We start from the raw sequence: 24377 nt of genomic DNA on the forward strand, positions 1-24377 counted from the left end.
AAAAACAGCGGGGTTCTTATCAAAGCACTGCGCTGTTTTTTGATCGGAGCAAGCTTCAGCTTCGGTGTGACTAGTCTTTTTGTACACTACCAAAGATTTTATCACCAGCATCACCAAGACCTGGCACGATATAGCCGTGTTCATTTAGGCCTTCATCAATTGAAGCAGTAAAAATCATCACATCGGGGTGAGCTTTTTCGACACGTGCAACCCCTTCTGGTGCTGCAACCAAAACCATCACTCGAATATCTTTACAACCACTGGCTTTGAGCACATCAATTGCTGCCACAAGAGATGAACCTGTTGCTAACATTGGATCGATGATCATTGCAATACGGTTTTGTACATCCGGTACCAGCTTCTTATAGTAGGTGCGTGCTTCGAGTGTCTCTTCATCACGCTCCAAACCAAGTACAGAAACTTTGGCACTTGGAATAAGGTTGAGAAAGCCTTCTAACATGCCGATACCAGCACGTAAAATCGGAACAACGGTAATTTTTTTACCTGCAATACGCTGAGTCACCACCTTACCGGCCCAGCCTGAGATTTCTTGATCACACATAGTCAAATCTTGCGTTGCTTCATAAGTCAAAAGCATGGTGACTTCTTGAGCAAGTTCGCGAAAATTTTTAGTGCTAATATCCGTGCGGCGTAATAAGCCAAGTTTATGCTGAATCAGTGGATGTCTAATTTCTTGAATGGGCACGGGAGACTACCTAAAACATAACGATAAATTGCCGCTATTATAAATGTTTTTTATCAGTTGGAGTACAAAAAGAATATTCATGTTTTTTTAGGTTATTGATGAGACAGAAAAAAGCCCTCATCAATGAGGGCCTTTTTCATGCAAACATTAAATTAGCTGTATTTAGCCAAGATGATTTGCAATGGGCTGAGGATTTCCAGGCCTTTCACCAACTCGATCATTGGGTTTGGATAAACCCCGAGTAAGATCACCAAGAATGCTGCAAACAACACCATGATGCCGCCTGCTTGTTGGCCCCAGTTATGCTCTGCATCAACACTTGGTTGAACCGGTGCAGTCATATACATCACGATCATCACGCGTAAGTAGTAATACAAACCAATACCACTGCCGACAATAACCATTGCTGCAAAGAACCAATGTTGAGTTGAAACCATGGTCATAATCAGCATGAATTTACCGATAAAACCAGCCGTCAACGGAATACCCGCCAAAGACAACATCATCACGGTTAAAGTTGCCGTTAAGATCGGACGACGCCAGAACAAACCACGATAATCAGCCAAGCTTTCTGCTTCAGTTTGGTTGTTATATGGGCTCGACATCAAGGTCACTACCCCAAACGCACCAATCGTGGTCAGTACATAAGACAGTACATAGACATTGATTGAAGTGAGGCTCAAGAACGAAACACTCATGAGACCAAGCAATAGATAACCAAAATGAGCAATCGAAGAGTAAGCTAAAATACGTTTTAGATTAACTTGCTTCACTGCCAAGAAGTTACCCACCAAAATTGAAAGCACAGCAATGATCACGATAATCGTGCGAATTGAGTCAATGCTCACCACACCAGAAGTGAGCAAGTAGCGAATTAAGAAGCCAATCATGGCTACTTTAGACACAGTTGCTAAGAACGTTGCAATTGGTGCTGGTGCGCCCTGATAAACATCAGGTGTCCATTTATGGAATGGCGCTAAAGACAATTTAAACGCAATCGCAGCAATCATCAGGCCTAGACCTAGAATCATCACTGGTGACTGGAATAAAGTCTCATAAACAGGCAAATATGTTTGTAACGCCATTAACTGTTCAGGCGTTTCTTTTAACATCAGCGCAAGAGAAATATCATCTGCTTGACCTGCAAAGCTCAGTGAACCAAGCGTTGCATAGATATACGCCATACCCATCAACAACATCGCAGAAGCAGTCGCAGAAAGGACCAAGTACTTAATGCCCGCTTCTAGTGATTTACTGCGCTGATAGGTATATGCCACAAGTCCATAAACTGGAATTGACATTAACTCAAGGCTAATAAACAGTGCCGCAAAGTTTGAGCTTACCGTCATTAACATTGCGCCCGCAGTCGAGATCAACATTAAGAGATAAAGCTCTTCACGGTTGTCTTTGTAGCGCTCGATATACGCATGAGACAAGGTGCAGCATGCCAATGCAGCGATCAAGATAATCACTTGATAGAACAAGGCAAAGCTATCAACCATGAACAAGCCCATGATTGAAATAGCAGCTGTATGACTGAGGTATACCGTATATAAAATATAAGCAACCGCAAGGTTTAAACCCACAACCGATGTTGTCGCGATCAGATTATGATTGCGTTTAATCGCAATCAAAATCATCACCACGATGGCGGTTAACGCCACAATCATCACTGGGGCCAATGGCATAAGTTCATTAAATGAAAGTGTGAAGTTCATGACTTATTGCATCTCCACAGTTTGTTGAATGACAACCTGTTGGGTTGCTTCAACGACTTCTTGAACCGGTAAATAGCTATTGGTAATCCACGCCATGCTTGAATGAGAAATATCAAGGAAGCTTTGTGGATAGAGACCGAGCCAAAGTAAACCGACTGCACAAACCATCAATAGACTGATCTCACGCGCAGAGAGATCTTTGAGTGGGTTTGTATAATGTGCTTGCTGTTGTTCATTTGGCGTACCAAATAGCGTGCGGTGAATCAAGATCAAACCATACAGACCAGCAAAAACTAGACTGATTGCGGCAATAATCGTGAACACTGGGAATTGGTTGAACGATCCCATCAGGATGAGGAATTCACCAATAAAGTTACCCAGACCTGGAATACCGACCAGCGCAGCAACAAAGAACATTAAGAAGAAAGATAGATAAGGAAGTTGACCGCGTATCCCACCCATTAAACGCATATCACGGGTATGTACACGTTCGTAAACCTGACCACACATAATGAACAGTGCTGCTGAAGACAGACCGTGTGCCAACATCATGATCATCAAACCTTGGAAGGTCAGAATATTACCGGCATAAAGTGCCAATAACACGAAGCCCATGTGCGAAATTGAGGTATAAGCCAACAAACGTTTCATATCGGTCTGCTGGAAAGCACACCATGCGCCGTAGAAAATCCCGATCATACCCAAAATAATCGCGAAATCTGCAAATTGAGCAGATGCCAATGGGAAGAAAGGAATGACAAAACGCAATAAACCATAAGCCGCTGTTTTAATCAGAATACCAGCCAAGTCGACAGAACCCGCAGTGGGTGCTTGCGCATGCGCATCTGGCAACCAACCATGTAATGGGAATACCGGTAACTTCACTGCAAAACCAATAAACAGACACAGCATGAATCCATAAGCCACGCTTGGATATTCTCTTTCAAGAATATGTGCTGCATTCATAAGATCTGCATAAGCAAAACTTAAAGGCTGTCCTACAACCATGGCATTAAATAACACCAGTCCGAGGATACCGATCAACATGATCAGACCCGCAATTTGGGTGTAGAGGAAGAATTTGGTCGCTGCATAAACGCGTGATTTTCCTGCTGTACCTGAATGTCCCCAAAGTGCAATCAAGAAATAGATTGGCACCAACATCATCTCCCAGAAGAAGAAGAATAAGAACATGTCGATTGCAATGAATACACCGATTACGCCACCCAAAGACCACAATAGGTTCAGGTGGAAGAAACCAACGTTCTTTTGGATTTCACCCCAAGAACAGCCAACAGCTAATACACCCAAGAGTGCGGTTAAGCCCACCATCAGTAACGATAAACCGTCGACTGCAAGGTGAATATTAATGCCGAGGGCACTGATCCATGGCACATAGAATTGAGCAGCCCAGGTTGGGGTTGCTTGGCCGATTTCATAACTGAAACCACCCTGCCCCCAAAGGACGACGGTTAGGACCAAAGTCAACAACATACCGAGCAATGCAATATAGCGCGGCAAGTGTTTATCGACTTTGTCGACGACCCAACACAGAAAACCTGCAATGAACGGAACCAAGATCAACGCGGGCAAAATTAAATTATTAGTTTCCATTTTATTTCCCCACGATCTGGATCACGATCAAGATCATTAGTAAGACAATGACACCGAGCGACATGCTTGATGCATACTCACGTAATGAACCTGTTTGACGTGAACTACTAAACTGATGACCACCTTTTACAATTGCAGGCAGTAACAGCCAGAAACCATCAATCGGATCACGACCAAAGATCTTCGCCAATAGCAAATAAGGTTTAACGAATACGATGTTATACAAAGCATCAAAACCAAATGCATTACGACAGATATTGGCAAGGCCAGCACCCAATGAGGTTTGAGCGAAAGCTTTTACAGAGTTGTAAGCAAAAGCAAATAAAACGATACCAACCACCAAGCCAACCAAAGCAATGCCCACCGCAGTATATTCAGCTGCATGTGCACCTGCTTCTAAAGTTGCAGGAATTTCAAAGGCTGGAATATTGGCACTGGTCAATAGCTTTTTCACAGGCTCAATCAGCACGTATGCCAAGCCAGTAGAAAGTGCAGCTAATATTGCCAATGGTGCCCAATAGGTTGCGCCTTTGATCGGATGATATTCAGTTTTCGCTTCACCAAAGAACACCACCCAAATAAGACGGAAGGTATAAATTGACGTGAGGAAAGCACCAGCAACACCAGCCCAGTACAAGCAGTTATAAATTGAAACCGCTTGGCCTTTGACCCAAACTGCACCCAATATCGCATCTTTCGAGAAGAAGCCAATCGTGATAAATGGAATTGCAGCGAGTGCGCCACCACCAATTGCGAAGCAGGCAAACAAGAATTTGTTTTTGTGGAATAGACCACCCATCTTGAAGATATTTTGTTCGTGATGGAATGCCAAGATCACCGCACCAGAAGACAAGAATAACAATGCCTTAAAGAACGCATGCGCCAGCATATGGAATAGACCCGCTTGATACGCTTCTGCACCGACCGCCATAAACATATAACCGAGCTGACTCATGGTTGAGTAAGCCAAAATACGTTTGATGTCGGTTTGAACCAAAGCGGCAAAACCAGCAACCAATAAAGTAACCGCACCAGTAATTGAGATGAACATCAATACTTCAGGTGCCATTTCGAACACACTGAACATACGGCTGGTTAAGTAAATACCAGCAGTCACCATGGTTGCAGCGTGAATTAACGCTGAAACCGGTGTTGGGCCTGCCATTGCATCGGCCAACCATGTTTGTAATGGGATTTGTGCAGATTTACCTGCAGCACCCAAGAACAACATTAAAGCAGTCCAAATGGTTAACGATGAACTCAGTGCCAAAACAGTTGGTGCATTTTCAACGATGGTCGCAATGTGTAGCGTGCCAAATTGTTGATAGAGCAAGAACATTGCAATGAGCAAGAAGACGTCACCCACACGGGTTACCGTAAATGCTTTGATTGCAGCAAAACCGTTGGCAGGGGTTTTATAATAAAAACCAATCAGTAGATAAGAACAAAGTCCTACACCTTCCCAACCGAGGAACAATAACGCTAAGTTATCGCCCAACACCAACAGCAACATGCTCGCAACGAACAAGTTGAAATAAGAGAAGAAACGAGCAAAGTCTTCTTCACCACGCATATACCACGCGGCAAAGATGTGGATCAGGAAGCCAACCCCAGTCACCATACCCAACATCAACAAAGACAAGCCATCAAGATGTAAGCTCATGCCCGGTGCTAAATTACCGACATCAAACCACGTCCATAAATGGACCACTTGACTGGTTGCGTTGCTGTTGACGAAATTGATGCCCGCAAATAATGCAGCAAGCGCTGATAAGCCCACTGCACCCACACCAATGATTGCTGCAACAGTTTCAGGGAGCTTGTTGCGCCCTGCTGCTAACAATACAAAACCAATGAGTGGGAATAAAATTGTTAAAGCTAATAAACTCATCCGCGCATCTCACTAGCAGCATCCACATCCAAATGATGGAAGCGATGATAAAACTGAAGTACGATCGCAAGACCGATACACGCCTCTGCTGCCGCTAAAGTCAGAATTAAGATAAACATAATTTGACCGTCTGGCTGCATCCAGGCACTACCTGCCACAACAAATGCCAACGCAGCGGCATTCATCATCACTTCGAGACTCATTAACATAAATAAAAGGTTACGACGTACCATCACACCATAAAAACCCAGTGCGAATAGCATCGTTGCAACGATCAAACCATGTTCTAAAGGAATGTTGCCCATTATTGTCTTTCCTCTTCTGCACTGGATTCACGCTTGCCTAAGTGGAATGCTGCAACCAAAGCTGCAAGCAATAACATTGCTGCAACTTCAACCAATAAGATGTATTTGGTGAACAGCGCAATACCCACTTCTTTCGGGCCAATCATGCCAGTTCCCATTACAAGTCCTTGAGTACTTGGTGCACTGTAATCAGATGCGAGGATCCACACTAAAGTCAAACCCAGGAGGAAACACATCAATGCAGGATAAGCCCAGGCATCTGAACTTAACCATTTGCGTTCTTGGTCAACAGTATCCTGACCAAGATTGAGCATCATCACCACAAAAACAAATAACACCATAATGGCGCCTGCATACACGATCACTTCAAGTGCCGCAGCAAACGGTGCGCCGATGGTAAGGAACATGCCAGCAACTGCCAATAAAGACACAATCAAACTGAGTAAAGCATGCACCGGGTTCGCGTTAGTCACAACGCGTAGGGTCGAAACAATGGCCACGATGGCCATTAAATAGAATGGCCAAATCATGGTAATAAGCTCCGTACATCTACTGGTGCACTTTCTTTCTGTGCTTGACCTTTGTCTTTGCCTTGAACCGCCATACCCGCTACACGATAGAAGTTGTAGTCTGGATATTTGCCTGGACCTGAAATCAGTAAGTTCTCTTTTTCATAGACCAAGTCCTGACGCACATATTCGCCCAATTCGAAATCTGGGGTCATTTGAATCGCGGTGGTCGGACACGCTTCTTCACACATCCCGCAGAAAATACAGCGAGAGAAGTTGATACGGAAAAACTCCGGATACCAACGACCATCTTCTTTTTCTGCTTTCTGTAATGAGATACAGCCGACTGGACACGCAACCGCACACAGGTTACAAGCAACACAACGCTCTTCACCATCTGGGTCGCGGGTTAACACAATCCGTCCACGATAACGTGGTGGTACAGCGACTGGCACCTCAGGATATAAAATCGTGTCACGTTTACGTGTGACATGGCTAAATACCATCCACAAGCTACGAACGATTGACCCGACTCCAGCTAGAATTTTAAACATGTTGAACTCCCTGCTGTCCTAAGCCGCGTGATTCAAAAGAATCACAGCACCAGTTACGAGAAGGTTAACCAATGCCAGTGGCAAACAAACCTTCCAACCAAAATTCATCACTTGGTCATAACGTGGGCGCATTAACGAGCCACGTGCCAAGACAAACATCATTACAAAGAATGCTGTTTTTGCGATAAACCAAAATGCTGGCGGTATAAATGAAATTTCTAAGTTGAATGGCGCTAACCAACCACCAAAGAATAAAGTCACGATCAGTGCTGAAATTAAGATGATGTTGACGTATTCAGCAACGAAGAACATCCCCCACTTCATACCACCGTATTCCACGTGATAACCTTCAGCCAATTCTTGTTCAGCTTCGGGTTGGTCAAATGGATGACGATGCGTGACGGCAACACCAGCCACCACAAAAATCAGGAAGCCAAGGAATTGCGGAATAATAAACCAAACATCACGTTGTGCTTCAACGATGTCACGCAGGTTAAATGAACCTGCAATCGCCACCACCCCCATGAGTGAAATCCCTAGGAAAACCTCATAAGAAATGGTTTGAGCAGCAGAACGTAAACCACCCAATAACGCATATTTGTTATTTGACGCCCAACCACCGAATAACACGGCATAAACTGCAATACCAGCCATTGCCATAAAGAACAATAGCCCGATACTCATATCCGCCACACCCATGGTTGGGCTGATCGGAATCACCATAAAGGACAGTACTGCGGTTGCCATGGCAACCCCAGGTGCTAAACGGAAGGTGAGTTTGTCGGCAAACTTCGGTGTCCAGTCTTCTTTGAACATGATTTTCAACATGTCGGCAACGATCTGGAACATCCCGCCTGGACCAACACGGTTAGGACCGTAACGGTCCTGCCAGAGTGCCAATAAGCGACGTTCAATAAACGACATTAATGCCGCCATGAGCACCACCACCAACAGGATCACGATTGCCTGAATCACCGAATAGGCGACTGGCCAGTCTGATGCCCAAGTGGGTAGTGCACGAATCGATTCATTCATGATTAGGCTCCTACCGCAACAGAAACAGGCTCAGCAAGCGAAATCGTCGGTGCTTGACCCACCGGATAACCGATATAACCTGTAGGTAAATAGTCAATCACACGGACTGGCAAGCAAATGCTTGATTCGCCTGCTTGTACGGTCAATGCTTGACCTTCTTGAATATTCAAGCGTGCAGCATCTTCTGCACCCACTGCAAATGCAGCTTCAGGAATACGGCTTTCCATGGCTGGTGTTTTTACCGTAAATTCGCCTGAAGCGAAAATATGGTGCATTGGCACAAGACGGAAGCTTTCTGGATTGAGTAAAACTGCTGCAGGTGCAACATAGCTACGTGCAGGACGTTTTGCCAAGCGATCAAACAGACGAATGCCTGCATCACCACCTTTTAGATGTCCACCCACTTGGTCTTGGAATTTGTTCCAAGATTGTGGAGAGTTCCAACCTGGTGCCCATGCAAATGGAACCAAAGCTGATTTGGTTTGTGATCCAACATAACCTTCCATTGAGAAAGTTAAAGCAGAGTCAACATCCACTGGCTGCATTGGCTCATGTACAGAAATCTGTGAACGCATTGCCGTACGGCCAGAGTAACGACGTGGTTCACGCGCAACTTTCAGACCATGTACACGGTAACCCGCATCTGGTGCAACATCTTCGATGGCTTCAAGTACAGGCACACTGCGCACGATCGATTCGATCACATCATCCAATAAAGTCCACGAAATTGCTTTGCCTTTTACACCCGTTTCAATGGCATGTAACCAGCGCCAAGATTCTTTGATGGTGTATTCAGGTTTGTAATAGCTTGGATCATAAACTTGATAATAACGTTGCGCACGACCTTCTTGACTCACCACAGTGCCATCGCCTTCCGCGAAGCTGGCTGCAGAAAGCACGATATCGGCTTGTGCTAGCGTTGGGCTTTCTGAATGATCGAGCACGATCACATCTTTGGCTTTAGCCAAAGCACGTTCTACTTGAATGCTTGGCAGACGACGATATAAATCGTTTTCAACCACAATCAGCGTGTCATAGTCTTGTGCAAATGCTTGTTCGAGGCTTAAGCCACCGAACAACGCCAAGCCCATCGAGTTCACTTCTGGAACTGTCAGGCTTAACCCAGCATTGGCACCAAGGTTCTGTGCCACTTGTGCCGCAGCTTCCATGATCGCAGGGTCTTGTAGACTGGTTCCTGAGATGATCAATGGTTTTTTCGCCGCTTTTAAGGTTTCTGCAATTTGTGCTGCAAAAGCTTTGGCATCGTCAGCGAGACCTTGAATCGTTTCACCATTTACGGCAGCCGCAATGGCAAAGCCAAGACGCGCAATATCATTTGGTGAAGCAACCACTTCGCCTGTTGCAACATCGGCTAAGCGGGTTTGGGTTGCAGCCAAGATATAAATTGGTGATTTCTGATCCTGTCCAATACGTTGTACTGGTTCAGCTAACCATTCTTGGGTACGACGATCTGCCGACATTTGTTTGGCTTTGTTTTTCGCAGCTTGACGTACAGACAATGCCATACGTGGCGCAGTTTGGGTTAAATCTTCACCCAAAATCAGCACCGCATCATAGCTTTCAATTTCACGCATGGTTGGGTTGTAAATCCCCTCGCTCTGCATGATTGAAGCCGCTAATTCAGCCAAGTTTTGCTCTTTTTGCGACATACCGGTTGAATAGTTTGCCGAGCCAACCAATTCACGCAGTGCAAAGTTACTTTCTAAGCTGGCACGTGGTGAACCAATACCCAAAACTTTTTTGCCTTGGATTTTTTCAATCACAGTATCAAGTGCACGATCTACCGATAACGTGGTGATTTCTGCGCCATGACGTAATTGTGGCTGACGCGGACGATCTTCGCGGTTGAGATAACCGGTACCGAAACGACCTTTGTCACACAAGAAGTATTGGTTTACATCACCATTGAAACGGTTTTCAACACGACGGATTTCACCATAACGCTCACCTGGCGAAATATTACAACCCGAAGAACAGCCTTGGCATACGCTTGGCGCATACTGCATGTCCCATTTACGGTTATAACGTGCTGAATGAGTTTTATCCGTGAAAACACCCGTTGGGCAAACTTCAGTCAAGTTACCAGAGAATTCAGACTCTAATGTGCCTGATTCTGGACGACCGAAATACACACGTGATGCGCTGCCATAGACACCAAAGTCGGTACCACCAGCATAGTCGTTGTAATAACGAACACAGCGATAACATGCGATACAACGGTTCATCTCATGCGCAATAAACGAACCCAACTCTTGATTGTGATGGGTACGCTTAGTAAAGCGATAGCGACGACGGTCATGTTGGGTCATCACGGTCATATCTTGTAAATGACAATGTCCGCCCTCTTCACAGACTGGACAGTCGTGAGGGTGGTTGGTCATCAAGAACTCAATGATCGATGCACGAAACTCAACCGCTTCTTTATCTTCAATTGAGATAAAGCTGTTGTCACTCGCAGGCGTCATGCAGGACATGACCAAACGGCCACGCGTATCTTCTGCATTGGCGTATTGTGTTACCGCACATTGACGGCAAGAGCCGACTGAACCTAAAGACGGATGCCAACAAAAATAGGGGATGTCGATGCCTAGACTCAAACATGCTTGCAGCAAGTTTTCTGAGCCATTGACTTCATACGATTTTCCATCGACATGAATGGTAGCCATAGTCGAATTCCTTAAGCCTGTTCTACGTTGCTTGCTTGAGCAATAGGACGATCCGTCACTTTTGCTTCAAACTCGCTGCGGAAATATTTAAGCGCGCCCATCAATGGTTCCATCGCACCTGGTGCATGTGCACAGAAAGTTTTACCAATCCACAATTTCTTGGTCAGTTCTTGTAAGTTTTGGATATCTTCCATCTTACCTTCACCGTTCTCAATTGCGACCAGCGCTTTCACTGCCCATGGCAAGCCATCACGGCAAGGTGTACAGAAACCACAAGATTCACGTGCAAAGAATTCTTCTAAGTTACGTGTTGCTGAAACCATACATTGGGTTTCATCCACAACCATTAATAAGCAAGTCCCTAAACGAGAACCCGCTTTCATAATTGTTTCCGAATCCATCGGTAAGTCGATATGTTCTGCAGCAAGGAAATCCGTCGATGCACCACCTGGTAACCATGCTTTGAGGGTTAAACCATCACGCATACCACCGGCATAGTCTTCGATCACTTCACGCGCTGTGGTACCAAAAGGAAGTTCCCAAAGACCTGGGAATTTCACTTTACCTGACGCGCCATAGATTTTGGTGCCTGGATCTTTTGATTTGCCTGCAGACAAGCCGATATACCATTCTGGACCACGCAGCATAATCGCTGGTAAGTTATTGAATGTTTCGACGTTGTTAACAATCGTTGGACGGCCCCATGCCCCTGCCACTTGAGGGAAAGGTGGTTTGGTCCGTGGATTGGCACGACGGCCTTCAAGCGAGTTAATCAATGCAGTTTCTTCACCACAGATATAACGCCCAGCACCGGTATGCACATGCAGGTCAAAGCCCCAATTGGTTTCTAGGATGTTTTCACCCAAATAACCTTTGGCACGGACTTGATCAAGTGCTTGATTGAGGTATTGCGCAGCTTCGATGTACTCACCACGAATAAAGATATAACCATGAGTTGCTTCAAGGGTATACGCTGCAATCAGCATCCCTTCAATCAACTGATGCGGTAAACGCTCCATGAGTAGACGGTCTTTAAACGTACCTGGCTCCATCTCATCGGCATTACAGATCAAATAACGTGGACCACCATCGGTCGGTGCCATCAATGACCATTTAATACCAGCGGGGAAACCTGCACCACCACGACCTTTTACGGTTGCAGCTTTAATCACTTCAAGCACGTCTTTTGGCGGCATGGTAATGGCTTTTTTAAAGCCAGCATAGCCGTCTAACGCTTCAAACGCGTCAACATCACGGACATGCTCATGTTTGCTTAAACGCCAAGTAAGCGGATGCGTTTCAGGATTACCTTCACCATAAATCGGTTTTGGTTCAGTATTCATAGATACTTCTCCAATAACTGGGCAACTGATGAGACTTCCACAAGACCGTGGGTATCTTCATCAATCATTAACGTTGGCCCTTTATCACAATTTCCGAGGCAGCAAATTGGCAGCAAAGTAAAACGACCATCTTCGGTGGTTTGACCATACTGAATACCCAACTCACGTTGGAATGCTTCTGCCAACGTCTCTGCACCCATTAAAAAGCATGCAATCGAGTCACACAGCAAAATCACGTGACGGCCGACGGGCTGGCGATAAATGCGGTTATAAAATGTCGCAACGCCTTCCAACTCAGCAGTGCTGATTTGAAGCATTTGCGCAATCGCATTGAGCTGCGCATCATCGACCCAACCATTGCGACGTTGTACATGTTTTAACGCATCAAGCGATGCTGCACGTGGATATGGGTAATGCGTAATGTGATGTTGAATTTCGTGGATTTCTTCACTGGTCAGAATCCCTTCAACATTCACGCGTGGCTTTTTATCTGTCAAAATCATCATAATGAATTATCCCCTTAGCGATCCACGTCAGCCATAACCACATCAATGGTTGCCAAATAAATAATCAAGTCAGAAACCAGACTACCGTTGATCACCGAAGGCATTTGCTGCAAGTGCGTGAAGGTTGGTGTACGAATACGGGTACGATAACTCATGGTCGATTTATCCGACGTCATATAGTAATTACTCGCACCTTTCACCACTTCAGCCATCACAGAACACTCACCCGCTGGCATAACAGGACCCCATGACACGCTCAAGAAGTGCGTAATCAAAGTTTCAATGTCTTGCAAGGTTTTGTCTTTTGGCGGTGGAACGGCCAAAGGATGGTCTGCTTTGTATGCACCAGACGGCATATTGTCTAAGCATTGCTTAATGATTCGAAGTGATTCGTTGATTTCATGGAAATGCACCATGACACGTGCATAAGCATCGCCTTCATACTCAAGCGGCACTTCGAAATCGTAATTTTCATAACCACTGTATGGACGATATTTACGTACATCGAAATCAATACCCGTAGCACGTAAGCCTGTACCCGTGACACCCCATGCCAATGCAGATTTTGCATCGTATTGAGCGACTTTCTGGGTACGACCCATAAACACCGAGTTGCGTAATGCAGCGGTATAGTATTCGTTCATGCGTTTTGGCATCCATTCGAGAATTTCACGAATGAGTTTTTGCCAATTGTTTGGAAGATCATGCGCAGTTCCACCAATACGGAACCAAGCTGGATGCATACGGAAACCAGTAATGGCTTCAATTGCATCATAAATCTTCTGACGGTCTGCAAACATATAGAATACAGGGGTCATACCACCCGCATCCTGAATCGCAGTACCAATAAACAATAAGTGGTTATTGATCCGGAACAGTTCCGACATCATCACACGGATACATTGCGCACGGTCAGGAACAGTAATCCCGGCCAATTGCTCTACACCCAACACATAAGGCATGTTCTGTGCACAACCACCTAAGTAGTCGACGCGGTCGGTGTACGGAATAAATGAATGCCAAGTTTGACGTTCAGCCATCTTTTCCACACCGCGGTGGTGATAACCGATGTCAGGGACACAGTCTTTCACTTCTTCGCCGTCAAGCTGCAAGATGACACGGAAAGCACCATGCGCAGATGGATGGTTAGGCCCCAAGTTCAAGAACATGAAGTCTTCATCATCGTTGCCGCGTGTTAGACCCCAATCTTCGGGTACAAAACGCAAATGCTCTTGTTCAAAGTCTTGCTTGGCTTTGTCTTGCATATACGGCGTATATTCCGTTGCACGTGCAGAATACTCTTTACGTAACGGATGGCCTTCCCAATAGGTTGGCAGCAAGATACGACGTAGCATTGGGTGACCATCAAAATGGATCCCAAACATGTCGTATGCTTCACGCTCATACCAGTTGGCATTTGGCCAAATGTCAGTTGCAGTTACAATCTTAAGATCGCTTTCACTTAATGCAACTTTAACGCGGATATCACTGTTACGCTCAAGCGACAACAAATGATAAAACACCGTGAAGTCTGATGCAGGTAGACCATCACGATGTGTTCTTAAACGTTCATCCACAGCGGACAAGTCAAACAGCATCACATATGGACGTGATACTTTACGCAAGAACATGAGAACCTCATGTACTCGTGCGCGTTCCACCCAGACAGTTGGAAAATCTTCACACGTCGCTTGCACGTAGAAGTTCTCACCAAACTTGGCTTGTAACTCTTCTACAATCGCAAATGCTGGGCGTGAATCAACAGGTGTTGACGCTGGCATAGCAATTTCTGATTCAGCCATTGGCTTGGCTTCCTATTTAATACAAATTCTGGCTATTTCTCGTTGATTTCATTGCACACATTTGGCAATGGGCAAGCAAGAAATTACTCAATCTCATCCATAGAACGTAAGTTTTTAACGGCAATACGCTCCGCATTTTTACGATCACGTTCTGGCATCATTTTTGGCTTATAAATTGGTTGCAGATCACCACCAATCACAGCTGAAAGTGGACGACGCTCTAATTGAATCTGATCTTGTAATAACATCAGTGCTTGAAGCAAGGCTTCTGGACGAGGCGGACAACCTGGAACATAAATATCCACAGGAATAATTTTATCAACGCCTTGAACCACTGAATAGATGTCGTACATACCACCAGAGTTGGCACATGCACCCATCGAGATCACCCATTTAGGCTCCAACATTTGTTCATACAAACGCTGAATAACGGGCGCCATCTTCACAAAGCAGGTTCCCGCAATGATCATCAAATCGGCCTGACGTGGTGACGCACGAATAACTTCCGCACCAAATCGAGACATATCGTGTACGCCCGTTAAGGTGGTGGCATATTCAACGTAGCAGCACGACGTACCAAAGTTAAATGGCCAAACTGAGTTTTTACGACCCCAGTTCACAGCAGTGTGCATCACATCCTCAAGACGAGTCATGAACACATTTTTGTTCACTTCTTCTTGCAGCGGATCACTTACGACTTGGCGTTCTTGAAGCGGATATTGATCAGCATTCGGATTCGCACGGGTTAAAGTATATTTCATCCCGAGTTACTCCTTATCTATAGACATAACAGGTGTTTTCGCTTTTACACGACCTGAAGATTGCGCTGGAATTTGACCAGTTGGATCGATCACCAACTCTTCGATTGAGTTGAATCGTGTAATTTCTGCGAGATCCATATTGGGACTTCCGATTTTAGCTTTGTAGCCAGCAGCTTTACGACGATCACTCGGTGCCCAATTGAGCGCACCTGTTGAAAGCTCATAAATCAAACCAACCAATAACACTAAAATAAATATTGCGGCGGCAATAAAGCCGACCCACCCTACTTCGCGCACTGAGTTTGCCCAGGCGTAGAGATAGAGTGCTTCTAAATCGAAAACAACGAAGAAGATCGCAACCAGATAGAATTTCGCAGACAAGCGCATACGTGCGCCACCAGCACCGACCACACCTGATTCAAACTGCTCTTGCTTTGCACGGCCCCAAGATTTACCCCCGAGGAGTAATGGGACAGTGAGCATAAAGACGCACAAAAATGTAACACCGATCACGAAGGCAATGCTTGCCCAATCGTATGGAGTAATGGCACTCATGCGGGGATAACTCCTGGCAGGCCTAATTATTAACAAAGAATGAGTGTATTGACCTTAAAATACACCAAACACAAATTTAATCTGTGTAATTGTACCTGATTTATGATTTCCCTTGCTAGCTCATAACTCTAAGTCTTTAGGATGATTTTTTAAGCCATATACACAATTGACTCTTATTAAAGCAATTTGCCTAAACATTAATCACTTCAACCAATCAAATGAACTCATAAAATTGCTTTTTTAAATATAATCTCACAACGTTGTTTTCGGCCAATCGCTGTTATTTAAACGGCTTTAACTCTTATTTTCATAGGACAACATCCTGATTATTTGATATCTCATTCCTGTTTTATTTCAGAATGATAATGAGAATGCTTAACTCATCGTGGTATAATTTGTTACATTATCACCCTACAACAAACACCTGACTGATTCGTAAAACTCAATTCTCACAATACAATAAATTATTAGAAAAATAAGTATAGCAACGAAAAATAAATCAATGAATTATCAGTGATAATTTCAGCATCCACACCCAGATTAAATCACTCACCCCCTCACACCTTAAAACAAAGATTTCCACATGCTAAAATTTGATCAAAGTTTTTGTTTTAACTTGCAATTTAGTTACAAGGTTTAATTATCTTTAATACAATTAAGGGCATATTTCTTTATAAGATAAACCGACATTTAAAATAAATATTCTTTGATAAAAGAGGCAGCGCATGAACCTAGAATTTTCACACAAACCAAATTACTTTTTCTTTGCACAAACATTTATCCGCCACCTTGAACAAGGGATAAAAAAGCACCCTGAAAACAATGAAACCAGCATAGAGCTTGCTTCACTTGCAGAGGTTTTCCGCCAAGATTTCGCTGCAACCACCACCAGCCTCGAACCTATTTTAAATATTTGCGATGAATATACAGTAGAAACACTTAATGGCGATCAAAGCCTTATTGCGCACTACAAAGTTAATCTCTCAGATCACACACTTCTTATTCAGTTTAACCAAGAGGCGCGTCTTGCACTACTTGATGGCAAACCGATCAATGAGCCTGATGCAACTTCTTATAAATAAGTAACCCCCTACCCTAATACCAGTCAGTTAAGGGCTTTTGTGGTTTAAAAGCACCCTCTTCCCAACCTTCTCCCAAAGGGAGAAGGGGCTTTCAAACATAATTAATTAATCAAAAATAGCTGTATTTATCTTAACTGATAGGCATTACCCCCTACCCTTCTTTAACAACCTACCCCTTAAAAGACAATCAAGAAGATTAAAGAGTAGCAAAGCCATAAAACAGCCCCACAAAAAAACCCGCATCATAGATGCGGGTTTTTTCTAATTAAGTAGTAGCAAAGCCACCACTTAATTCACCGTCGTACTTATAGTGTTACTTTAGCAACAACACCAGCACCAACAGTACGACCACCTTCACGGATCGCAAAACGTAGACCTGGGTCCATTGCGATTGGGTGGATCAATTCTACTGACATTTCAACGTTGTCACCTGGCATAACCATTTCAACGCCTTCTTGCAACTGGATTGCACCAGTTACGTCAGTTGTACGGAAGTAGAACTGTGGACGGTAACCGTTAAGGAACGGTGTATGACGACCACCTTCTTCTTTAGAAAGAACGTAAACTTCTGCGTCAAATTTAGTATGCGGTTTGATTGCACCTGGTTTAGAAAGTACTTGACCACGTTGAACGTCTTCACGCTTAGTACCACGTAGAAGAACACCACAGTTCTCGCCAGCACGACCTTCGTCAAGCAATTTACGGAACATTTCAACGCCAGTAACAGTTGTTTTCACGGTATCTTTGATACCAACGATTTCAACTTCTTCACCAACTTTAACGATACCAGCTTCAACACGGCCTGTTACAACAGTACCACGACCAGAAATTGAGAATACGTCCTCGATTGGCATTAGGAATGCTTTATCGATAGCGCGCTCTGGCTCTGGAATATACGTGTCAAGTGCTTCAACAAGTTGAAGAACTGCAGGAACACCGTAAGCACTGTCATCGCCATTAAGCGCTAGAAGTGCAGAACCACGGATTACTGGAGTGTCATCACCTGGGAAGTTATAAGTAGAAAGAAGTTCACGAACTTCCATTTCTACCAATTCGATTAACTCTTCGTCATCAACGATGTCACATTTGTTCAAGAACACGATGATGTACGGAACACCAACCTGACGAGAAAGCAAGATGTGCTCACGAGTCTGTGGCATAGGGCCATCAGTAGATGAACAAACAAGGATTGCACCGTCCATTTGAGCAGCACCAGTGATCATGTTTTTAACATAATCGGCGTGACCTGGGCAGTCGACGTGCGCGTAGTGACGAATCGGAGAATCGTATTCTACGTGTGAAGTATTAATGGTAATACCACGTGCTTTTTCTTCTGGCGCAGAGTCAATTGCTGCATAGTCTTTAGCTTCGCCGCCAAAAGTTTTTGCACAAACAGTTGCAATTGCAGCAGTTAAAGTTGTTTTACCATGGTCAACGTGACCAATTGTGCCCACGTTTACGTGTGGTTTATTACGTTCAAACTTGGCTTTTGCCATGATGATCTTCCTTTATGAACTGCTCATGAGGATCTCTCATGAGCAACTAGTTTTTAACTAAAATTTAGTTTGGCTTATAGTAATCGAAAGATTACTCGTCGTCACCTTTTTTACCACCAGTTTGGAACTTAGTGATAATGCCTTCTGCCACGTTACGTGGAGTTTCAGCATATTTTGCAAACTCCATTGAATACGTCGCACGACCTTGAGACATTGAACGCATATGCGTTGCATAACCAAACATCTCAGCCAATGGCACTTCAGCACGAATAGACTTAGTACCACCAGGTAAATCATCCATACCTTGAACCATACCGCGGCGACGGTTTAAGTCACCCATGATATCGCCCATGTAGTCTTCTGGCGTTTCAACTTCTACTTTCATGATTGGTTCAAGCAGGATAGGTTCTGCTTTCATAAAGCCATCACGGAAGGCATAAGAACCTGCCATTTTAAACGACAACTCATCAGAGTCGACGTCATGGTAAGAACCATCAAATAATGTCGCTTTGATACCCACGATTGGATAACCAGCCAATACACCATTTTTCATACGTTCTTGAATACCTTTGTCTACAGCGCCAAAGAATTCTTTAGGAACTACACCACCAACGACTTCTTCAACGAACTCGTAGTCTTTACCATCAGTTGTATCACGTGGCTCTAAACGAACATATACGTGACCGAACTTACCTTTACCACCAGTTTGACGAACAAATTTACCTTCTTGTTCAACCGTTTTCTTGATGGTTTCACGGTAAGCAACCATTGGTTTACCAATGTTCGCTTCAACGCTAAATTCGCGACGCATACGGTCAACGATGATGTCAAGGTGAAGCTCACCCATACCAGCGATAATTGTTTGGCCAGATTCTTCATCTGTAAACACGCGGAATGATGGATCTTCTTTCGCTAGACGACCTAAAGCAACTGACATTTTTTCTTGGTCAGCTTTCGTTTTAGGTTCAACAGCCAATTGAATTACCGGCTCAGGGAATTCCATGCGCTCAAGCGTAATAATGTCGCTTTCAGCACATAAAGTATCACCAGTCGTTGTATCTTTTAAGCCTACACACGCTGCAATATCGCCTGCACGAATTTCTTCAATGTCTTGACGATCATTTGCGTGCATTTGCACGATACGACCAACACGCTCACGCTTAGATTTCACTGGGTTATAAACAGGGCTACCTGCTTTTAACACACCTGAATAAACACGTACGAAGGTTAAGTTACCTACGAATTTGTCATTCATGATTTTGAATGCTAATGCAGAGAACGGTGCATCATCAGATGCATCACGTGTTGCTTCAGTTTCAGCTTTGTCATCAAGAATACCTTTTACTGGCGGAATATCCGTCGGTGCAGGTAAGAACTCGATAACAGCATCCAACATACGTTGAACACCTTTATTTTTGAACGCAGAACCACACAAAGCAGGCTGAATTTCAGCAGCTAGTGTACGCGCACGAAGACCTGCAACAATTTCTTCTCTAGAAAGCTCGCCTTCTTCAAGATATTTGTCCATCAATTCTTCGGTGGCTTCAGCAGCAGCTTCAACCATGTTGGTACGCCATTCTTCTGACAACTCAACAAGGTCAGCAGGAATTTCGCCATACTCAAAGGTCATACCTTGAGTTGCGTCATTCCAGATGATTGCTTTCATTTCAATCAGATCAACAACACCAGTAAAGGTATCTTCTGCGCCAATTGGAAGCACGATCGGCACAGGACTTGCACCTAAACGTGTTTTCATTTGTTCTACAACGCGAAGGAAGTTCGCGCCTGTACGGTCCATTTTATTTACGAACGCAATACGCGGCACGCCGTACTTGTTCGCTTGACGCCATACAGTTTCAGACTGAGGTTGTACACCACCAACAGCACAATAAACCATACATGCACCATCAAGTACACGCATAGAACGTTCAACTTCGATGGTGAAGTCAACGTGTCCTGGGGTATCAATAACGTTGATACGGTGCTGATCGAATTGACCAGCCATACCTTTCCAGAAGCAAGTTACTGCTGCTGAGGTAATGGTAATTCCGCGTTCTTGCTCTTGTTCCATCCAGTCAGTTGTTGCTGAACCTTCATGAGTTTCACCAAGTTTGTGACTCTCACCGGTATAGAACAAAATACGTTCAGAAGTTGTTGTTTTACCTGCATCAATATGTGCAGAGATACCAATGTTACGGTAACGAGAAATTGGGGTTTGACGTGCCATGATTTCTAGCATTCCTAAATTTTGTAGTTAAAACAGGACGCACCAACCGACGATTGGTGCGCTCGAATACTTAAGACAGGGAGCAACTTAAATTCCCGCGAACCCTCCACTTTGGTAGAGCGCGATATTAAATCTAGCTGCGGTACGCATAAGTATTCTCCTGATAAGGGACTGTTTTAGCCGCTTAGAAGCGGTAGTGAGAGAAGGCTTTGTTAGCTTCAGCCATACGGTGCACATCTTCACGTTTTTTGATCGCTGAACCTTTACCTTCAGCTGCATCAAGCAACTCACCAGCAAGACGTAAAGCCATCGTTTTTTCAGAACGCTTAGCAGCAGCATCTACCAACCAACGCATTGCTAGGGCTGTACGACGGGATGGGCGTACTTCCATAGGTACTTGATAAGTAGCACCACCAACACGGCGTGCTTTTACTTCGACCATTGGACGAACTTTTTCAAGAGTAGTCTCGAAAAATTCAACTGGATCGACTTTGTTTTTTTCTTGAACGCGGTCTAAAGCACCGTAAACGATACTTTCAGCAATTGATTTTTTACCATCTTGCATAACGTGGTTCATGAACTTAGCGATTGTTTGGCTGCCGAATTTCGGATCCGGAAGGATTTCACGGGCAGCGACTACGCGACGTCTTGGCATCTTAATACACCTACAAATATGACACTTCAGGGTTATCCAGCAGTAGTACAAAGTGCCCTGTACTCTTCGCTGGCCTTACTACACGTCGCTTGAACTTTTCAAAACCTAAAGTTAAAACCTTAAATCTTATAAAGAATTCTTTACAAATTAAACAAGCGAGACGATAAAGGATTGCAGTTCTAAGCGCTAAGAATTTTATTTCTTAGGACGTTTAGCACCGTATTTAGAACGTGACTGGTTACGATCTTTAACGCCAGCACAGTCTAAAGAACCACGAACGGTATGGTAACGTACACCCGGTAAGTCTTTAACACGACCACCACGGATAAGAACAACACTGTGCTCTTGTAGGTTATGACCTTCACCACCGATATAGCTTGATACTTCAAAACCTGAAGTTAAGCGAACACGGCAAACCTTACGCATTGCTGAGTTAGGTTTTTTAGGTGTAGTTGTATAAACACGTGTACACACACCACGACGTTGTGGACAAGCCTTCAACGCAGGAACTTTTGATTTTTCAACCAAAGTTGTACGACCCTTGCGGATCAATTGATTCGTTGTTGCCATATGGCAAATCTCCCGTTATAAAAAAACCACCAAAAAGACCACTTTCTGGGGGCACGCAATTGTAAGCCAAGAAGTAAAAATGGTCAACATTGCCAAGCAAATACCGTATCAACCTTTTGTATCTAGAAAATTTTAAGGGTTAAACGTGAATGTTTTATTTCTTTTAACAATATGTATCACTTTATTTCACTCAACAATAGCTGTGATATTTCTGCTTTGCGCATTGGGGCTTTAAACTCCCCCGCTTAACTTATTCATCTCAAATAGATCACAATGCATTAGGCAGCCTGAGTGTCACACTCAACGGCTGCCTAATGCATAGCACACTTTATTAAATAAACGATTGATGATTAGTTTGGCGCTTCCACCTCATCCGCTGGCAAATTGAGTGACAGTTGCACTTGCTTCAAGTCAGACATTGCTTGCTGATAAGCGGACAAAAGATCAAGATCCGTTTCAGGATGCTCAAGGAGATACAGCCGCGCATGATGAAAAATATGTTGTGCATGAGATCCAGCATCTTCGACCAGCTGCATGCTGTAACGCGCCCCCACCCCTAAATTTGCTATCGGTGCAAGTTTTGCTACAAAACTGGTTTGCGGAACATGTTGCATCCAAGCCCACTTAAATTCCCCTTGCGCATCAACCAAATATTTTTTTAAATACTCGACATCATTAGATGAACCAACCAAACGCTGTAACTGCTGTAAATTATGCTCTTTAAGTACCTGCGCCATATTGCGAATGGTCGCCAATACCGTTTGTTTTTCTGCAACTGATCCAAGATCAATTTGTTTAAACACATATTCCACAATGGGATGATCTTCTGCGTTTAATTCAAAACCATAGGCATGCCCAGTCTGATAAATCCCGCGCAACGCCAAAGCAATCGAAAATGGAATATCAACCGCTGCACCCAATATCCCTGTAACACCACTGGCTGCACCTTGCATCGCAGCCAAAATTTTATTTTGATTACATAGCGCAACACTAATCCGTGCTGAACGCGCAGGATCTTTACTCAGTTCGATCAAGTCTTTGGCGCCAACTTCATTTAACAAGGCCTCACTCGAACTGAGTTTTGAAACCGTATTGTTTAAACGCTCAAAAAAATAGTCAGCAACTTTGTCATTAAACCCTGGTGAAATAAATGAAGTAACGTGATTTATTTTTTGATAATGACGCCCCAATAACTGGCTTGAAATACGCGGAAAATGCTCACGCATCAATTGTTGTGGTGCCGCATAATGATTTTTCTTTCGCTCACCACGCTGAGTCGCCTGCCCCTCAATCACCCGAGCCTCATCTGGTACTTCGGTTAATTTCACAGTTGTATCTGGTGCGACATGCTGAATCATCCCTAAGCCTGTTGATCCGACTTTTTTTGCAAGTTGTAGGGTTGCTGCGATCAAACTACTCGGCTGATGATTTGAATTCGTCATATAAGCTACTCCGCAATATTTATATTTTTTCTAGATTGAAGCTGCATGTTTTAAATACATGCGCAAATAAAAGTAAATTTCATCTTTTAAACTGTACTGAATCAGAGAAAAAGTCAATCTAAGATCTATGACTTTAGCGGTTTCATTTTAGTAATGTAAATATGGAGCACCTGTAGTGACATCAAAGAAATGACCATTATCGAGCAACCTCAGGCTCTAGACCAACCAGCATATTGCATACGATTGAGTTCATCTTGCGCCTAAATACCCCACTCAACCCATGCCGCAATACAATTTGGAACGGTGCAAGCTCTCCAAGCTTTAATTCAAAATATTTTATTGAACTGGTCTTTTTTCCACAAAGGTCTGTTTGACCCGTTCCGATTTAAGCATATATGGAATCCACAGTACTGCCATGAGCAAGCTAAAGCCAAAACCAATCAACAGCTCTGGATAAGCGATGGCTGTATGTGGTACTAAAAAATATTGCACCAAAGCTTTTAATGGATCAAGCAGCACCGCAAGTGAAAGCGTCAAAACCAAATACTTAGGAAACTTATAATTAAAGGTGGAAAATAAAATGATTAAATATAAAAACCACGATAATGCAGCTGCATAAAATACAAGGCTAGATACAACTAAAAAATGCCTAGTAACACCCTCGACCGAAGTAAATATTATAGGAAGCTCATCTAGGATCAGCTCACTGACAAACCCGATTAACTTAAACACCAACTTATAAGCCGAAAAACTCAGCATAATCGCGACCAAAACCAACCAGCCATCTAAACCTTTTAAATCATTATTCTCACGCATCAAAACGCTTCTTCTCAAAGATTGTTATTGCGCCATCTTACTCGATTCATTCAACATCAATAAAAAAACGCCAATCACTCGATTGGCGTTTCCTGTCTTAAAG

At 43.9% G+C, this 24377-nt stretch carries 21 protein-coding genes; 1 reads left to right on the top strand and 20 read right to left on the bottom strand.

The window, feature by feature from the left end:
* Positions 1 to 70 precede the first annotated feature (70 nt).
* The 14 genes from upp to ndhC all read right to left on the bottom strand — a co-directional run bounded on the left by upp (position 71) and on the right by ndhC (position 15986).
* Positions 71 to 706: a uracil phosphoribosyltransferase gene (gene upp / locus FD716_RS13820; RefSeq protein ID WP_139852872.1), complete on the bottom strand. Its 636-nt coding sequence runs from the start codon at positions 704 to 706 to the stop codon at positions 71 to 73.
* A 152-nt stretch (positions 707 to 858) separates the two neighbouring features.
* Positions 859 to 2424 (bottom strand): NADH-quinone oxidoreductase subunit NuoN, encoded by a 1566-nt coding sequence (nuoN, locus tag FD716_RS13825; RefSeq protein WP_139852873.1) that lies wholly within the window; start codon positions 2422 to 2424, stop codon positions 859 to 861.
* Positions 2425 to 2427: 3 nt separating this feature from the next.
* Positions 2428 to 4038, bottom strand: a complete 1611-nt coding sequence (gene nuoM, locus FD716_RS13830; RefSeq protein ID WP_139852874.1) for an NADH-quinone oxidoreductase subunit M — start codon at positions 4036 to 4038, stop codon at positions 2428 to 2430.
* 1 nt (position 4039) lies between these two features.
* Positions 4040 to 5929: an NADH-quinone oxidoreductase subunit L gene (gene nuoL, locus FD716_RS13835; protein ID WP_139852875.1), complete on the bottom strand. Its 1890-nt coding sequence runs from the start codon at positions 5927 to 5929 to the stop codon at positions 4040 to 4042.
* Positions 5926 to 6234, bottom strand: a complete 309-nt coding sequence (nuoK, locus tag FD716_RS13840; RefSeq protein WP_139852876.1) for an NADH-quinone oxidoreductase subunit NuoK — start codon at positions 6232 to 6234, stop codon at positions 5926 to 5928. Before nuoK ends, nuoL begins: the two co-directional genes overlap by 4 nt.
* Entirely contained in the window at positions 6234 to 6761 is a 528-nt protein-coding gene (gene nuoJ, locus FD716_RS13845) for an NADH-quinone oxidoreductase subunit J (RefSeq protein ID WP_171477107.1), read from the bottom strand. Before nuoJ ends, nuoK begins: the two co-directional genes overlap by 1 nt.
* The gene (nuoI, locus tag FD716_RS13850; RefSeq protein ID WP_139852878.1) at positions 6761 to 7297 is read right to left on the bottom strand and encodes an NADH-quinone oxidoreductase subunit NuoI; all 537 of its coding nucleotides are present in this window, start codon (positions 7295 to 7297) and stop codon (positions 6761 to 6763) included. Before nuoI ends, nuoJ begins: the two co-directional genes overlap by 1 nt.
* A gap of 18 nt (positions 7298 to 7315) precedes the next feature.
* Positions 7316 to 8332 (bottom strand): NADH-quinone oxidoreductase subunit NuoH, encoded by a 1017-nt coding sequence (gene nuoH / locus FD716_RS13855; protein ID WP_139852879.1) that lies wholly within the window; start codon positions 8330 to 8332, stop codon positions 7316 to 7318.
* Between the two features lie 2 nt (positions 8333 to 8334).
* Entirely contained in the window at positions 8335 to 11019 is a 2685-nt protein-coding gene (gene nuoG, locus FD716_RS13860) for an NADH-quinone oxidoreductase subunit NuoG (protein ID WP_139852880.1), read from the bottom strand.
* Between the two features lie 11 nt (positions 11020 to 11030).
* Positions 11031 to 12362, bottom strand: coding sequence for an NADH-quinone oxidoreductase subunit NuoF (gene nuoF, locus FD716_RS13865; protein WP_139852881.1), 1332 nt, complete (start codon positions 12360 to 12362; stop codon positions 11031 to 11033).
* Positions 12359 to 12868, bottom strand: coding sequence for an NADH-quinone oxidoreductase subunit NuoE (gene nuoE / locus FD716_RS13870; RefSeq protein ID WP_139852882.1), 510 nt, complete (start codon positions 12866 to 12868; stop codon positions 12359 to 12361). Before nuoE ends, nuoF begins: the two co-directional genes overlap by 4 nt.
* Positions 12869 to 12882: 14 nt before the next feature.
* Positions 12883 to 14670, bottom strand: a complete 1788-nt coding sequence (gene nuoC, locus FD716_RS13875; RefSeq protein ID WP_139852883.1) for an NADH-quinone oxidoreductase subunit C/D — start codon at positions 14668 to 14670, stop codon at positions 12883 to 12885.
* 83 nt (positions 14671 to 14753) lie between these two features.
* The gene (locus tag FD716_RS13880) at positions 14754 to 15431 is read right to left on the bottom strand and encodes a NuoB/complex I 20 kDa subunit family protein (protein ID WP_139852884.1); all 678 of its coding nucleotides are present in this window, start codon (positions 15429 to 15431) and stop codon (positions 14754 to 14756) included.
* 6 nt (positions 15432 to 15437) lie between these two features.
* Positions 15438 to 15986 carry an NADH-quinone oxidoreductase subunit A gene (gene ndhC / locus FD716_RS13885; protein ID WP_139852885.1) on the bottom strand — a complete coding sequence of 183 codons (549 nt, stop codon included), beginning with the start codon at positions 15984 to 15986 and terminating at the stop codon, positions 15438 to 15440.
* Between the two features lie 725 nt (positions 15987 to 16711).
* Here ndhC and FD716_RS13890 point away from each other — a divergent pair.
* Positions 16712 to 17068 (top strand): hypothetical protein, encoded by a 357-nt coding sequence (locus tag FD716_RS13890; RefSeq protein ID WP_139852886.1) that lies wholly within the window; start codon positions 16712 to 16714, stop codon positions 17066 to 17068.
* A gap of 305 nt (positions 17069 to 17373) precedes the next feature.
* Here the strand turns inward: FD716_RS13890 and tuf are convergent, their stop codons facing one another.
* From tuf to FD716_RS13920, 6 genes are all read right to left on the bottom strand, one after another.
* Positions 17374 to 18564 (bottom strand): elongation factor Tu, encoded by a 1191-nt coding sequence (tuf, locus tag FD716_RS13895; protein WP_139852887.1) that lies wholly within the window; start codon positions 18562 to 18564, stop codon positions 17374 to 17376.
* A 91-nt stretch (positions 18565 to 18655) separates the two neighbouring features.
* Positions 18656 to 20791 carry an elongation factor G gene (fusA, locus tag FD716_RS13900; protein ID WP_139852888.1) on the bottom strand — a complete coding sequence of 712 codons (2136 nt, stop codon included), beginning with the start codon at positions 20789 to 20791 and terminating at the stop codon, positions 18656 to 18658.
* A gap of 184 nt (positions 20792 to 20975) precedes the next feature.
* Entirely contained in the window at positions 20976 to 21446 is a 471-nt protein-coding gene (rpsG, locus tag FD716_RS13905) for a 30S ribosomal protein S7 (protein WP_016657334.1), read from the bottom strand.
* A 195-nt stretch (positions 21447 to 21641) separates the two neighbouring features.
* Complete coding sequence (gene rpsL, locus FD716_RS13910) at positions 21642 to 22016, bottom strand: 30S ribosomal protein S12 (protein ID WP_000246374.1); 375 nt, start codon at positions 22014 to 22016, stop codon at positions 21642 to 21644.
* 350 nt (positions 22017 to 22366) lie between these two features.
* Complete coding sequence (locus FD716_RS13915) at positions 22367 to 23458, bottom strand: EcsC family protein (RefSeq protein WP_139852889.1); 1092 nt, start codon at positions 23456 to 23458, stop codon at positions 22367 to 22369.
* Positions 23459 to 23794: 336 nt separating this feature from the next.
* Positions 23795 to 24274, bottom strand: coding sequence for a DUF2569 domain-containing protein (locus FD716_RS13920; protein ID WP_139852890.1), 480 nt, complete (start codon positions 24272 to 24274; stop codon positions 23795 to 23797).
* Positions 24275 to 24377 lie beyond the last annotated feature (103 nt).

This window comes from Acinetobacter pullicarnis, from assembly GCF_006352475.1.
Taxonomy (GTDB): domain Bacteria; phylum Pseudomonadota; class Gammaproteobacteria; order Pseudomonadales; family Moraxellaceae; genus Acinetobacter; species Acinetobacter pullicarnis.